Annotated in this window: 13 protein-coding genes; 5 read left to right on the top strand and 8 right to left on the bottom strand. The window is 62.6% G+C overall.

Translation table 11 applies throughout. The features are described 5' to 3' along the window. Positions 1-35: 35 nt before the first annotated feature. Positions 36-515 (top strand): EF-hand domain-containing protein, encoded by a 480-nt coding sequence (locus NKI25_RS29355; protein WP_352785762.1) that lies wholly within the window; start codon positions 36-38, stop codon positions 513-515. A 110-nt stretch (positions 516-625) separates the two neighbouring features. On the opposite strand, the gene NKI25_RS29360 is transcribed toward NKI25_RS29355, so the two are convergent. The 4 genes from NKI25_RS29360 to pepN form a co-directional block, all read right to left on the bottom strand. Beyond that, positions 626-1,063 (bottom strand): type II toxin-antitoxin system PemK/MazF family toxin, encoded by a 438-nt coding sequence (locus NKI25_RS29360; RefSeq protein WP_352785765.1) that lies wholly within the window; start codon positions 1,061-1,063, stop codon positions 626-628. After that, on the bottom strand, positions 1,060-1,320 hold the full coding sequence (locus tag NKI25_RS29365; protein WP_352454340.1) for a type II toxin-antitoxin system prevent-host-death family antitoxin: 261 nt from the start codon (positions 1,318-1,320) through the stop codon (positions 1,060-1,062). Before NKI25_RS29365 ends, NKI25_RS29360 begins: the two co-directional genes overlap by 4 nt. A 129-nt stretch (positions 1,321-1,449) precedes the next feature. Next, positions 1,450-3,774 (bottom strand): PAS domain-containing sensor histidine kinase, encoded by a 2,325-nt coding sequence (locus tag NKI25_RS29370; protein ID WP_352785768.1) that lies wholly within the window; start codon positions 3,772-3,774, stop codon positions 1,450-1,452. A 191-nt stretch (positions 3,775-3,965) separates the two neighbouring features. Beyond that, positions 3,966-6,611 carry an aminopeptidase N gene (pepN, locus tag NKI25_RS29375; RefSeq protein ID WP_353000127.1) on the bottom strand — a complete coding sequence of 882 codons (2,646 nt, stop codon included), beginning with the start codon at positions 6,609-6,611 and terminating at the stop codon, positions 3,966-3,968. A gap of 154 nt (positions 6,612-6,765) precedes the next feature. On the opposite strand from pepN, the gene NKI25_RS29380 reads away from it, so the two are divergent. Together NKI25_RS29380 and NKI25_RS29385 are read left to right on the top strand one after the other, a co-directional pair. Beyond that, positions 6,766-6,990 carry a hypothetical protein gene (locus NKI25_RS29380; protein WP_353000151.1) on the top strand — a complete coding sequence of 75 codons (225 nt, stop codon included), beginning with the start codon at positions 6,766-6,768 and terminating at the stop codon, positions 6,988-6,990. Next, a complete protein-coding gene (locus NKI25_RS29385) occupies positions 6,987-7,964 on the top strand; it encodes a DMT family transporter (RefSeq protein WP_502897459.1) in 978 nt (325 codons plus the stop codon). The genes NKI25_RS29380 and NKI25_RS29385 overlap by 4 nt, the downstream gene beginning before the upstream one ends. Here the strand turns inward: NKI25_RS29385 and NKI25_RS29390 are convergent, their stop codons facing one another. The 3 genes from NKI25_RS29390 to NKI25_RS29400 all read right to left on the bottom strand — a co-directional run bounded on the left by NKI25_RS29390 (position 7,965) and on the right by NKI25_RS29400 (position 10,448). Further along, a complete protein-coding gene (locus NKI25_RS29390; protein WP_352706590.1) occupies positions 7,965-8,780 on the bottom strand; it encodes a helix-turn-helix domain-containing protein in 816 nt (271 codons plus the stop codon). A gap of 104 nt (positions 8,781-8,884) precedes the next feature. After that, complete coding sequence (locus tag NKI25_RS29395; RefSeq protein WP_353000129.1) at positions 8,885-9,766, bottom strand: uracil-DNA glycosylase; 882 nt, start codon at positions 9,764-9,766, stop codon at positions 8,885-8,887. Between the two features lie 37 nt (positions 9,767-9,803). After that, on the bottom strand, positions 9,804-10,448 hold the full coding sequence (locus NKI25_RS29400; protein ID WP_023677808.1) for a hypothetical protein: 645 nt from the start codon (positions 10,446-10,448) through the stop codon (positions 9,804-9,806). A gap of 239 nt (positions 10,449-10,687) precedes the next feature. Between NKI25_RS29400 and NKI25_RS29405 the strand changes: the two genes are divergently transcribed. Continuing rightward, the gene (locus NKI25_RS29405) at positions 10,688-12,367 is read left to right on the top strand and encodes an electron transfer flavoprotein-ubiquinone oxidoreductase (protein ID WP_353000131.1); all 1,680 of its coding nucleotides are present in this window, start codon (positions 10,688-10,690) and stop codon (positions 12,365-12,367) included. A gap of 111 nt (positions 12,368-12,478) precedes the next feature. Then, on the top strand, positions 12,479-13,075 hold the full coding sequence (locus NKI25_RS29410) for a DUF922 domain-containing protein (RefSeq protein WP_352706599.1): 597 nt from the start codon (positions 12,479-12,481) through the stop codon (positions 13,073-13,075). 30 nt (positions 13,076-13,105) lie between these two features. Here the strand turns inward: NKI25_RS29410 and NKI25_RS29415 are convergent, their stop codons facing one another. After that, positions 13,106-14,143, bottom strand: a complete 1,038-nt coding sequence (locus NKI25_RS29415; RefSeq protein WP_353000133.1) for an endonuclease/exonuclease/phosphatase family protein — start codon at positions 14,141-14,143, stop codon at positions 13,106-13,108. Between the last annotated feature and the right edge of the window lie 14 nt (positions 14,144-14,157).

Raw genomic sequence — 14,157 nt, forward strand, 5'->3', positions numbered from 1 at the left:
AAGCATCGGGGGTGACGATGCAACAGGAGAAGACCATGAGAAAGACAACCAGACTTGCGCTCGTTTTCGCAGCCCTGGCCGGCGCCGTCGGCACCGCAGCCTATGCCGACGAGCACTCCGGCGCAGGGCCGCGCGACGGCATGATGATGCGCCTCGACAAGGTCATGAAGGACAATGACGGCACCATCACCTTCGACCAGTTCTCCGACGCCATGAACGCGCGGCTGCAGAAGATGGTCGCCGACAATGGCGGCAAGCTAACCGTGGCACAGCTCGCCGACGCACTGGAGAAGGCGCGCTTCGAGCAGATGGCCAGGCGCATCATCGCGCGCTATGACGCCAAGAGCGACGGCACGCTGACCGCCGACGACATCACCAGCCGTCAGAAGAAGGTCTTCGCCGTGCTCGACCGCAACAATGACGGCAAGATCGAGAAGAACGAACTGCCGAAGGGTCCCGGCGGTCACCGCCAATGGGACGGCGAGGGCAATGATGGCGCTGACGGCATGCAGTGAGAATTGACAACCGCTCCGGCGGCGCGAGCCGCCGGAGACTTATGTGCGCGTCGACGCTGAATCACCAGATCGGCCCAACTGCGAACGGACGGTGTTTCCACCGCATTCAGCTACTCTGTTCGCCGAGTCCGGTGCAGGGCGCGGCTTGTGTGGACCTGCAAAATCCGGTCGCGCAGATGGGCATAGAAGCGCGGCGGCAGCATGCCGTAATCAAAGCGGGACGGCTTCGTCCCTGGAATGGGCCACAAATCGGGACCCGGCCAAAGGAATTCATTGATCTCGGTCACGATGATCCACGACGGCATATCGTCGAGACCGAGGTGGGTTTTGAGTGGCGCAGGTATTTCTATTGCATCCGCATGATCAGCCGGAGCTGAGTGGGTAATCGGAACCACCGTTACAACTTCACGCCCCTCCACGATGCGACGGGCGGCGACAATGGCGCAGGGCCGGCTCTTGCGGCCTTCCTCCGCGCCTTTTTTGTTTTCTCTCGCCCAGAGATAGGAATAGGAAATCACCAGACCGGGGACAGGTTTTGGGAGGCTCACGGTGTCCAGTCTTTGAGCATTGCATCAAGTCCGGCGTATTGGGTCGGGACGGCGCTTTCGCCGATGGCGTTCAGCGTCTCGTCGTCCAATTCCTCGACCGGCCGGGCGACCCGTCCTCTGACCAAAACCTCGAACATAGCCGCTGACAGGAGTACTGTATGGGTCCGCCCATTCTTTGTGATTGCAACCGGCGTGCGCTGGGCGGCATCCTGAAAGCGTCCGACATTCTGCTGGAATTCCGTTGAAGTCACTCGCATCACAAGCCCTCCTTTCTTTATCTAAAATAGATAAAATAGATAGACTTATCAAGGGAAAGTTCTCGCGTTGCCGGGCGGCGCGCAAGCGGCATGTTCGACTGATCATGCTGGGCCTGGTCACGAAGTCATTCAGGCAGCGGCCCTGACCGCTTGCGCGGCTTTCTTGATCGGGATGCGTACCGAGACGATCGTTCCGACGCTTTCGGTCGAGCGGATCTTCAACGCGCCACCCTGAAGCTCGGCCAGCGAGCGGGAGATGGCGAGGCCGAGGCCGGAGCCGGCATGGCTCTTGGAGAACTGGTTTTGCACCTGTTCGAATGGCCGCCCGAGCTTGCTCAGCGCCGCCTTCGGGATGCCGCAGCCATTGTCCTCGATCGTCAGGATCAGCGCGCTGGAAATGCTGCGGGCTCTGACCGAGATGTGGCCGCCTTGCCCGGTGAACTTCACCGCATTGGACAGAAGGTTGATGAGGATCTGCTTGATCGCCCTGCGGTCGGCGAACAGCGTCAGCGAATCGGCGATGCGGGTTTCGACGGTGATCGACTTTTCCGCCGCCTGCAGAGAAACGACGCGAACCGTCTCCCTGATGAGCGGGCAGAGATCGATTTCTTCCTGATCCAGGGCGAACTGGCCGGCCTCGATCTTCGACATGTCGAGGATGTCATTGATCACACCGAGAAGATATTTGCCGCTGCCGTTGATGTCGGTGGCATACTCTTCGTAGCGCGGCGAACCCAGCGGCCCGAACAGCCGCCGTTCCATCAGTTCCGAGAAGCCGATGATCGCGTTGAGCGGGGTACGCAACTCGTGCGACATGTTGGCCAGGAATTCGGATTTGGCCCGGTTTGCCGCTTCGGCGCGCTCGGTTTCCTTCATGTATTTGCGATTGAGTTCGACGAGCTCACGAGCCCGTTCTTCTTCCGCGCGGCGGGCCAGACTGAGGTCATGGATTGTCGCCATCAGCCGGCGCTCGCTGTCGACCAGCTTCTCCTGGTGCAGCTTGATCTGGGTGATGTCGGAGCCGACAGAGACGGTACCGCCGTCCCTTGTCCGCAACTCGTTCACCTGCAGCCAGCGGCCGTCGGCAAGCTGGCGCTCGAAGGTCACGCCTCCCTGCGGTCCGTTGGTATTGGCAAGCCGCCGCTCCGAGGCGAAGGCCAGCATGCGTTCCTCCAGAACGGCGCGCGGAGCGCCCGGCATCACGTCGCGATCCAATAGGCCGTTGTCCTGCTGGTATTTGGAATTGCACATGATCAGGCGCTCGGACGAATCCCACAGCACGAAAGATTCGTTGATGTTTTCGATGGCCGTCCTCAGGCGCAGGTCCGCCGCTTCGGAGCGCAGCGCCAGATGCCGCTGCTCGGTTACGTCGACGGCGATGCCGATCAGCTGGATCTCCGGCGCTTCCGGGTCGATAACGTGTGCTCTTGCGCGCATCCAAACCCATTGCCCGTCGGCATGGCGCATCCGGAACACCTGGTCGATATGGTCGATCTCGCGTGCGACGATCCTGTTGGCGAGTTCGAACAAATCGCCGTCCTCGGGATGAATGATTTCATCGACTTCGCCGAACGACAGCATCGTGTCACAAGGCTCGTAGCCCAGCATGTCGTACATCGAGCGCGACCAGTACATCTTGCCGCGCACCATGTCCCAATCCCACAGGCCGCAGCGGCCGCGCACCAGCGCCATGTCGATGCGCTGGTGGGCTTCGAGATAGATGCGATCGGCGGCCTGGGCGCGCGCCGCCTGGCCGAAATAGGCGTAGAGGATGATGATCAGCACGCCGGCCGTCAGCACGAACAGCGTGACGTTGAGTGAGACCGTCTTGCGCCAGGCGTCAAAAACTGCCTCCTGCGGCACGAACGCTGCCGCGGCACCCCTTCGGCCATTCGCCAGGCTCACTGCCGCGTACCAGTCCTGTCCGCCGATGTTGACCTCCATTACCCCGGCGCGGTCGCCGAACATGAACAGCGGCTGCCCGCCCTGCACGACGCCATCGAGCGATCGCCCCTCCCAGTGCATCGACTGCGGCGATACGGCAGTGATCTTGAAGGCGCTATCGGTGATCGCCAGTACGTGGCTTCGGCCCATCGCGCCCTGACGACCGGTGCTCTCCAGCAGGTCCTGGATCGCGCCGGGCGCGGAAACCATGGTCGCGTCGGCGATCGAACTGGCCAGTTGGCCGGCGGCCAGCGCAAGGATCGCCTTGGCGTCGCGCTCGATCTCGTCGCGCTCGTTCATCAGCGACAGAAAGCGCAGTACTGCGATGATCAACAGAAACATGATGATGAGGGCCGGGATCGATCGCCGCAACAGCGGCTCGGCTGCCAGCAGCCGTCGGTAGGCAGGTTCGGCGATGAGCCGCGTATTGCCCGCGAGACCGTCGCTTCGCGCCTCGCGACGCTCAAACGCCGTCCCACCGGGCGCGCCCCACGCGTCCGCCTTCGCCATAAATGGCACTCCCCGATTTTTTCTGTCCCGCTTGACGATCCGGCAACGCCGCACTTCCGAATCGTCACTAAAGAATCAAAGGTGATTCGCCTTGTCCAGAGGCGCGGCGAAAAAAGATTAAAAATCGACTAAAATAATGGGGTTTTCGGGTGGTCTTCCCTTTTTCCCACAAGGGGAGAACGGGAGGTCGCTTACGCCAGGGTGCGCTCGACGATGTCTCGCAAATCGGCCGACAGCTTCTCGGTATTGGCGATCGAAAGCAACGCCTCCCTTGCCTTGGCCTGCCGCACCGGTTCGAGCGAGCGCCACGACCTGAGCGCCGTCGCCAGCCTGGCGGCCACCTGCGGGTTGCGTTTTTCGACCTGCAGCACCGTTTCGACGAAAAGCCGGTAGCCTTGGCCGTCGGCGCGATGGAAGCCGGTCTGGTTGGCGCTGGAAAACGTACCGATGAGTGCCCGTACCCGGTTCGGGTTGGCCATCGAGAACGCCGGGTGGCTGGTCAAGGCGCGCACCGCGTCCACGGTTTGCGGGCCGGGCACGCTGGCCTGGGTCTGGAACCATTTGTCCATGACCAGCGGATCGGTTGCATATTTCGCCTCGAAATCGGCCAGTGCCTTGGTCGCTTCAGGTGAGCCATGGTGACGGTGCGCAAGAACGGTCAACGCCGCGGCACGATCCGTCATGTTGGTCGCCGATTGGAAGTGCCCGGCAGCGAGTCCCGCACCTCCCGGCAGCAAGGAGAGATAGTCCAGCAGGACATTGCGCAGTGCACGCCGCCCGGCACGGGCCGCGTCCGGGCTGAACGGACCATTGTCGGCGAGCCGATCGTAAAGGTTGGAGAATATCTCGCGGTTGGCCTCGGCGATCGCAACCGCCAGCGCCTCGCGCGCCGCGAAAATGGCGTCGGGGTCGATGTTCTTGCCGATGTCGCGGGCGATATCGGCCTCGCCCGGCAGCGCCAGCGCCAGCGCCCGATAGGCGGGTTCGAGCGCTTCGTCGCCGGCTGTCTTGCCGGCAAGCCCGGTCAGCCGGGCGCTGAACTCGGGTTGCCTGTGGTCCAGGATCTGGCGGAAGGCTGCAATCAGCGCATCGGTCAAAAGAGTGTTGAACGACTGCCAGCGCGAGAAGGCGTCGCTGTCGTGGCCAGCCAGAAAAAACTGGTCGTCGGGCCGCTGCTCGACCGAAAGCGTCACCGGCGCCGAAAAGCCGCGGTTGAGCGACATGGCTGGACGCTCGGCAATCCCGGAAAACCTGACGACATGGCGGCGTTTGCGGATATGGATGACACCGTCCTCGACGTTCGCCCCTTCGGCGCCGCTGTGGGCTATTGCCTCGCCACCGGCGCCAACCAGGCCGAAGGCAAGCGGAATGTGCATCAGCCGCTTGCGGCTTTCCGACGGTGTTGGCGGCACCGACTGCTCGATTTCGAGCGTGAATTCCCGCGCCGCCGGATTATACGCCGAACTGACGGTCAGGTTCGGCGTACCGGCCTGATGATACCACAGCGAAAACTGCGACAGGTCGCGACCTGAGACGTCTTCGAACACTTTGATGAAGTCTTCGATCGTCGCCGCCTGGCCGTCGTGACGTTCGAAGTAGAGGTCCATGCCGGCGCGGAACGTCTCGGCGCCGAGGATGGTATGGATCATGCGCACGACTTCCGAGCCTTTTTCGTAGACCGTCGCCGTGTAGAAATTGTTGATCTCGCGGTAGCGGCGAGGCCGGACCGGATGCGCCAGCGGCCCTTGGTCCTCGGGAAACTGATGGGCGCGCAGCGTACGCACCTCGGCGATGCGCTTGACGGCGCGCGAGCGCTGATCGGCCGAGAATTCGTGGTCGCGGAAAACCGTCAGCCCTTCCTTCAGGCAAAGCTGGAACCAGTCGCGGCAAGTGATTCTGTTACCTGTCCAATTGTGGAAATACTCATGCGCGATGATGGCTTCGATATTGGCGAAATCGGCATCGGTCGCAGTTTCCTGGTCGGCAAGAACGTACTTGTCGTTGAAGATGTTGAGGCCCTTGTTCTCCATTGCGCCCATATTGAAGTCGGACACGGCGACGATGTTGAAGACATCGAGGTCGTATTCGCGGCCGAATGCCTCCTCGTCCCATTTCATTGACCGTTTCAAAGCGTCCATGGCGTAGCCGGCGAGCCTCTCCTTGCCCGGTTCGACATAGATTCCGAGCTCGACCCTGCGGCCAGACAGGGTGACAAAACTGTCCGAGATCTTGCCGAGGTCGCCCGCCACCAGCGCAAACAAATAGGACGGCTTGGGGAAGGGGTCGTGCCAGACCGCATAGTGCCAGCCGCCGGCAAGCTCGCCGCCATCGGCCGGGTTGCCGTTGGACAAAAGCAGCGGCGCCTCACGGCGCTGAGCTTCGATGCGGACCGAATAGACCGACAGGATGTCGGGACGGTCGAGGAAATAAGTGATGCGGCGAAAGCCTTCGGCCTCGCATTGTGTGCAATAGACGTCGCTCGAGCGATAGAGGCCCATTAGCGCTTCGTTCTGCGCTGGCGCCAACACGGTTTCAATTCTCAGCTGGAAGCACCTTGTCGCAGGGGGGCTGATGATTGTCAGTTGATCGGGCGTGGCGAGAAAATCCGCAGGGCTCGGTTCCTGGCCGTCGATGGCGATGCTGCGGAGCGTCAGCCCGTCGCCATCCAGCACCAGTGGCACCGACGCCGCAATCCCGTCGCGGCGTTCGACCGTCAGCACGGCGGTCACATGCGTTGCTTCAGGCGAAAGGCGGAAAGTCAGGCTGGTTTCCGGAATGAGATAATCACTGGGGCGATAGTCTTCGAGCTTGAAGACCTGGCCGGTATCTGTGCGCATTCCTTGATTTTTCCTGTCGATCCGGGAGCGGCGGGCGGGTCCGCTGGTCCAAATAATTTGAAGTCTGCGCTCTTTACACGAAACGTTCCCTCGACAAAACTGCAGCGACGTCTATTTCACGCGATCATTTCCCAAGCATCATCGCGAGGCTTCCATGACCGTCGTCACGCCGAAATTCGGAACGGGCGCCTCTGTGTTGCGTCGTGAGGATATGGCCTTCATCAAGGGCGCGCGGGAGGCGGGTACGATCGGGTCGACGCCTGCCGCGCTCAATGCGGTGACCGACGCGCTCTACCGCACCTACGGCATCAGGCATATCGACATGCCGCCAACGCCGGCGTGCATCTGGGCGGCGATCGAGGAAGCAAAAGGGGCGTGACAGCCAGACCGGATTTGCCAGTGCTTGCAGCCGGCGACCTTGCAGGCGAGCACAGCACGCTGACCGGGATCTTGCTCAAGATCGTATCGGTGGCGGTCTTCGTCGGCATGTCGTCCTGCATCAAGGCGGCAGGCACCGTGCCGGCGGGCCAGATCGTCTTCTTCCGCTCCTTCTTTGCCATTTTTCCGATCATCGCCTTCCTCGCCTTCCAGGGAAAACTCGGAACCGCCTTTTCGACAAAGCGCCCGCTCAACCACATTGCGCGCGGCGTCGTCGGTGTCTGTGCCATGGGGCTCGGCTTCTTCGCGCTGACGCGGCTGCCGCTGCCGGAGGCGATCACACTGAACTACGCGCAGCCGCTGCTGGTCGTGGTGTTCAGTTCGATCTTCCTCGGCGAAGCCATCCGCATCTATCGCTGGAGTGCGGTTGCCGTCGGCCTGGTCGGGGTGCTGATCATCTCGTGGCCGGAACTGACGCTGCTCAGTTCGGGCGCTGCCCTTGGCGATCAGGAGGTGCTTGGCGTCATCGCCGCCCTCATAGCCGCGGCGATCTCGGCCATCGCCATGCTCCTGGTTCGCAACCTCGTCCAGAGCGAGCGGACGGCGACCATCGTGCTGTGGTTTTCGGTAACCGCGAGCGTCATGGCGCTGCTTTCGTTGCCATTCGGCTGGCAGGCGCTGACGCCAGCACAGGCGGTGCTTCTGATTGCCGCGGGTTTTTGCGGCGGGCTTGGCCAGATCCTGATGACCTCGGCCTATCGCCATGCCGAGGCTTCCGTCGTAGCACCTTTCGAATACACTTCGATGATCCTCGGCGTCGTCGTCGGCTATCTGGTCTTTGGCGACGTCGCCACGATCAACATGCTGGTCGGCGGCATGATCGTGGTTGCGGCGGGGATTTTCATCATCTGGCGCGAGCGCCAGCTGGGTCTCGAACGCACCCGCACCCGCAAGGCCGTCGCGCCGGAAGGGTGATCAGCCCGCTGCATCGGTCCGCTCTTTCGCCAGCCACATCAGCACCGCCCGCGTCTGCTCGTCGGCGGGGAAAAAAGATTCGATCGCCAGCTCCGACAGCGTCACGTCGAGCGGCGTGCCGAACACGGTGATGGTGCTGATGAACGACAGCACCGCGTCGCCATGGGCAAGCTTGAGCGGATGGACAATCGCGTTCGGTTCGACCGGCGCCGGCCGGCTGCTTCTAAGGCCGGACGGATAGGCCCGAAGCTCGCGCTCGAGCTCGACCAGAACCGGATCGGCGGCAGCGTCGTTCTGCCGCTTCAGCCGCTCCAGAAGATGCGTCCGCCATTCCGCAAGGTTGACGATGCGCGGCGCGATGCCGCCGGGATGCAGGCTGAGGCGCAACACGTTGACCGGCGGCTTCAGCAGGGAGGCGTCGGCGACATTGGCGAGGAACGGGCCGATGGCGACGTTCGCCGACACCAGGTTCCAATGCCGGTCCACGGCAAGCGCCGGGAACGGCTCGTGCGCCTTGAGCACGGTCTCGACCGCCGCCATCGCCGGTGCCATCGAGGCATCGTCAAGTGGTCGTTCGCTGAAGCTCGGGGCAAAGCCGGCGGCCAGCAGCAGCTGGTTGCGCTGCCTGAGCGGGATCGAGAGCTGCTCTGCCAGATGCAACACCATATCACGCGAGGGTGCGGCGCGGCCGCTTTCCACGAAACTCAGATGCCGCTGCGAGATCTCGGCCTCCATAGCAAGGTCGAGCTGGCTCATGCGCCGGCGTGTACGCCATTCGCGAATGAGACTGCCGGCGGAAATCTGGGCTGCTGTCATCACGAGATGACTAGGCCGGAAGTGGGGGCATTTCAATTACCTGCTAGGTCATGATGCCGCCTTCCTTCCTCGCAAGGGGAGGACGGAAGACGCGTTCTGCACCGTTACCCAAGTGCCCGCAACTTCGCCTTCACTTCGAGGAAATCCCGCCACGCCAGCTTCTTGTGCGCCGGCGTTCTCAACAAATAGGCCGGATGCAGGGTCGGCATGGCGGGAATGGCGACGCCAGACGGGGTCATGTGGACGCGCCAGTTGCCGCGCAGCCGCAATATGCCTTCGGAGGTGTTGAGCAGGGTCTTTGCCGACGGGCCGCCGAGATTGACCAGCACCTTCGGATTGACCAGTTCGATCTGCCGCTCGATGAACGGCCGGCAGATCTCGGTCTCGTGCGGCGTCGGCGTGCGGTTGCCCGGCGGCCGCCAGGGAATCACGTTGGCGATGTAGGCAGATGTCCGGTCAAGACCGATCGCGGCCAGCATGCGGTCGAGCAGCCGGCCCGAGCGGCCGACGAACGGCAAGCCCTCTATGTCCTCGTCGCGGCCCGGTGCTTCGCCGACCAGCATCACCGCGGCAGTCGGATTGCCGTCGGCGAACACCAGGTTCTTGGCGGTGAATTTAAGATTGCAGCCGTTGAATGCCGCCATGTGCTGGCGAAGCTCGTCGAGGCTTGCCGCCGATCTCGCCAGTTGCCGCGCCAATGCCGCCTGCGCCTCGTCGGGCACCGTTGACATGGCCGCGGACGTTCGCACTGCCGGTGCCGTATTCGGTCTCTCGCCCATTTCGGCGCGCGACACGCTCGTCGAGCGATGAGGCGATGCATTTTCACCGGCCGGCAGAGCGGCCGCCGCAGGCACCCGCTCGGGCGGCCTGGCTTCTGCAAACCTGTTTACCGGCTGTTCTTCAAGTGCCTCGTCGACGCCGGCGCTGGCGTAGAAGGCCAGCAGCTCGGCGAGATCGGCTCGGCTAGTGTGGGGGGCGGCAGTCATGGTTTCACATTCGGCCGCGGAGCTTGAATTTGCAAGTTCAGCTCGACGGTATGCGCGGATCCTGCACAAGATAGAACGTCCAGCGCGGCGTGTAGTCGGTGATCAGGAAATAGAAGCTGGCGGTCTTCAGCGGGTCGATCTTGCCGTTCTTGAACAGCAGGCGGTCATACGGTTCGAAATTGCGGTCGAAATCGGCGTAGCTGCTCGACCAGATATTTTCGGGCGTTTTGTTGCGCTGGTCGAACGACAGGCCGTCGCCGAACACGCTCGGCTGGTCGAGGATCTCCTGGAGTTCGAACTGGAACTCGACCCAGGCTTGGCCGCTATTGTTGAGCACGTCGATGCGCATATACATCAGACCATTGGCGAAGTCTCCCGCCTTGCCGAACGGCTGGATCGGCCTTGTCGTGCGAATAGCCAGCGTTACCGGCGTCGCTGAATTCAGCTCTTCGGTGATGACCAGCGGATCCTCCTTCGTGCCGATGCCGGAAGCCCCGGTGATGCGGAAACCGCCGCGCTCGTCGGAAAAGGAATAGGCGCCGGTCGCCCAGACCAGTTGCTGCTCGGCACGGGCATCGAGGGCCGTCAGTGGCAGAAGCGCCAAGAGCGCCGCACGGCAAAACCGGCCGGGCGTGAAAAAAAAGCGCGTCGATGAAAAGCCAGCCGGCCCGAATATGCGCATGGCGGGAAGTATGGCCGATAAGCAAGCCGTCGAACAATTAAAAACATCAGTGCGACATATCTGTGCAAACCGAATAGGATTGAAGATTGATGCTCGTCACCGCGAATCTGTGCGGCAGGACGCGACTTTTTGACGAAATCGGTATTGTCACGTCCGCGCCGGTTTCCCGTCGCTATTTGATGCGCTATGCAGCGCGTGAGCCAGCAAGATGCCGGGAATAGCGAGCCAGTGAGGGATCGATGAGCGATATCGAACGCGAAAGCATGGAATTCGACGTGGTCATCGTCGGCGCCGGCCCGGCCGGCCTCGCCGCCGCGATCCGTCTCAAGCAGGTCAATCCCGAGCTTTCCGTCGTCGTGCTGGAAAAGGGCGGCGAAGTCGGCGCGCACATCCTGTCCGGCGCCGTCGTCGATCCGATCGGCATCGACCGGCTGCTGCCCGGCTGGCGCGAAGAGGAGGGTCATCCCTTCAGGACACCGGTCACCGACGACCATTTCCTGGTTCTCGGCCCCGCCGGTTCGTTCCGTCTGCCCAATATCCTGATGCCGCCGCTGATGAACAATCACGGCAACTACATCGTCTCGCTCGGCAATGTCTGCCGCTGGCTGGCGACCAAGGCCGAGGCGCTGGGCGTCGAGATCTATCCGGGCTTTGCTGCGGTCGGCCTGCTCTACAACGGGGGCGGTGCGGTCACCGGCGTCGTCACCGGCGACATGGGGGTCGAGAAGGACGGCACGCACGGTCCGGGCTTTGCGCCGGGCATGGCGCTGATGGGCAAATATGTCTTGATCGGCGAGGGCGCGCGCGGCTCGCTGGCCAAGCAACTGATCGCCAAACACCACCTTTCCGACGGTCGTGAGCCTGGAAAATACGGCATCGGCCTCAAGGAACTCTGGCAGATCAAACCGGAAAACCACCGGCCGGGCCTTGTCCAGCATTCCTTCGGCTGGCCGCTCGATTTGAAGACCGGCGGCGGCTCCTTCCTCTACCATCTCGAGGACAACCAGGTGGCAGTCGGCTTCGTCGTTCACCTGAACTACAAGAACCCCTATCTGTCGCCCTTTGACGAGTTCCAGCGCTTCAAGACCCATCCGGCGATCCGCGGCACCTTCGAGGGTGCCAAGCGGCTGGGCTATGGTGCCCGCGCCATCACCGAAGGCGGCTGGCAGTCGGTGCCGAAACTGTCCTTCCCCGGCGGTGCGCTGATCGGCTGCGCGGCCGGCTTCGTCAACGTGCCGCGCATCAAGGGCTCGCACAATGCCGTGCTCTCCGGAATGCTGGCGGCCGAGCATGTCTGTGATGCGATAGCCGCCGGCCGCACCAATGACGAGCTGGCCTCCTACGAGGCCACCTGGCGCGCCACCGATATCGGCAAGGACCTGAAGAAAGTGCGCAACGTCAAGCCGCTATGGTCGCGCTTCGGCACCATTGTCGGCGTCGGCCTTGGCGGCCTCGACATGTGGCTGAACACGCTGTTCGGCTTCTCGCCCTTCGGCACGATGAAGCACGGCAGGGCCGACTATGCCACGCTGGAACCGGCCGCCGCGCACCAGAAGATCGCCTACCCGAAGCCGGACGGGGTGCTGACCTTCGACCGGCTGTCGTCGGTGTTCCTGTCCAACACCAACCACGAGGAGAACGAGCCGGTGCATCTGCTCGTCGCCGACATGGACCTGCAGAAGCGCTCTGAGCATGACGTCTATGCGGGACCCTCGACGCGTTACTGCCCGGCCAGCGTCTACGAATGGGTCGACAAGGATGGCAATGCCGCCGCCGATCCTGCGGCCAAGGATGTGCGCTTCGTCATCAACGCGCAGAACTGCGTGCACTGCAAGACTTGCGATATCAAGGACCCGAACCAGAACATAAATTGGGTGCCGCCACAGGGCGGCGAGGGCCCGGTCTACCAGAACATGTAAGTCACAAGGTTTGCTCCGGACTAAACAAGATGAGGAGCAGCGCAACCGTAGGATTGTTGAATAAACCGCCTGCCTGTGTTTCCTTTCTGCGGCGACAGGGAGGAAGGAAAAATGCGCCTGGCAGTTCTGACGAGCGTTGTGGCGATCGGGGCATTGTGCGCCCCTGCAGCCTTGGCCGGCACTAAGGTGCTGGTCAAGACACGAACTTACAGCATTGCCGGAACCACCGGCGCGGCCCTGATCGAGGCCATGGATCGCAGTGGGCCGAAGCACGGCTTCATGACCCACGCCATCGCGCAGACCGGCTACAGCGTCGATGATTGGACCTTCGACGCCCATCGGGAAAACGGCGTCTGCCGCCTGCGCCAGGCCAACGGGACGCTCAATCTCTTCTATACCTATCCCAAACTAGTCTCAGCCACGTCGCCTGCGCTGCAGAAGCGCTGGAAGCGGTTCTTCGCTGGCGTCCGCGCCCATGAAGAGACCCATGGCCGCATCGCCAGACAGATGATGCGGGCCACCGAAAAGTCGCTTCGAGGGCTGACAGTCGGTGATGACCCGCACTGTTTCGATGCACGTCGCGAGGCAAAGCGCCGGATCAATGCCATCTATGCCGAATACGAGGCAAAGCAGATCGCCTTCGATGCGCACGAGCATCGCGACGGCGGCCCTGTCGAGCACCTCATCCGCGCTTTTGTGGGCCAGTAATAAGCCAGGTCGAGATTGGACTGCGGATTTTCAGCTTCGCGTCCCGCCAGGCAGCGCCGCAAGCGCGGTCGCCGTCTGGTGCTCGTCGAGCGGCTTTTGTTCATCCGACCGTAGCGAAAACTCCACCAGCATCGGCAGATGGTCTGAGCCGGTGTCCTCAAGGGTCGACGCCGAACGGATAACGATGGCGCCCTTGCTGAAAACCTGGTCGATCGGCAGTCCGGCGAAGCGCAGGAAATCCGGCAGCCTTCTGTAGAGCCAGGTCGGCCCGACCGACGGCATTACAGTCAGCTTGCCAAGCGATGCGACGCGCCGGACGGCGGCGCTCCATGGCGCTGCGTTGCAGTCGCCTGCCAGGATTGACGTCTCGCCAAGCGAGGCGATTTCGCCAGACAACCCTCCAATCTGCCGTGATTGGTTGTGCGGCCATGGCCAGGTGAGGTGGATGGCGGCGACATCGACGTCGGTTCCGCCGAAATCGACCGTGGCGATCGCCATCGCGCCGCGGCTGTCGCAGTGCGGCTCCGTGCCTATGGCAAACGGTCGTCTGGACAGCAGCGCAACGCCGAACACGCCATTGGGATATGGGCAGAGGATCCGGTGGGGATAGGCGCCGGATAGCAGCCCAAGCTTTGCCTTCCACATCTCGGACACCTCGTCGAGGGTGATCACATCAGGCTGGGTCCGGCCGATCAGCGACAGCACCTGCTCAGGCGTTGGATTGTTGAACCTGAGGTTCATCTGCAGCAGGCGGTAGACTGGCTCGTCACCGGGTTTGGCTTCGTAGGCGGCCTGCACCTGCCATAGCCGCGAAAGCGGCAAGGCATTCGACGTGGTGACAAAGGAGGCTATCGCAAACAGCAATGCGGCCGCGGCCTGCAGGCGAAACGAGGTGGCGAGCAGCGGCAGCGCGCAAAGCGCCATCAGCACCGAAAAATGGACGCGGAAATGAGCAAAGGAATCGAGGGCCGGATGCAGCGATCCGAAGAACCCGGCCACCAGCGCGGCCGAGAGTGCAAGCATTGCGACGAATGCCGGCGCAACCGTCATGTCCCGAACACGTGCCATCGCCTTGTCTATCG

Origin of the sequence: Mesorhizobium sp. M0808 (assembly GCF_040320025.1) — a bacterium.
Lineage (GTDB): Bacteria > Pseudomonadota > Alphaproteobacteria > Rhizobiales > Rhizobiaceae > Mesorhizobium.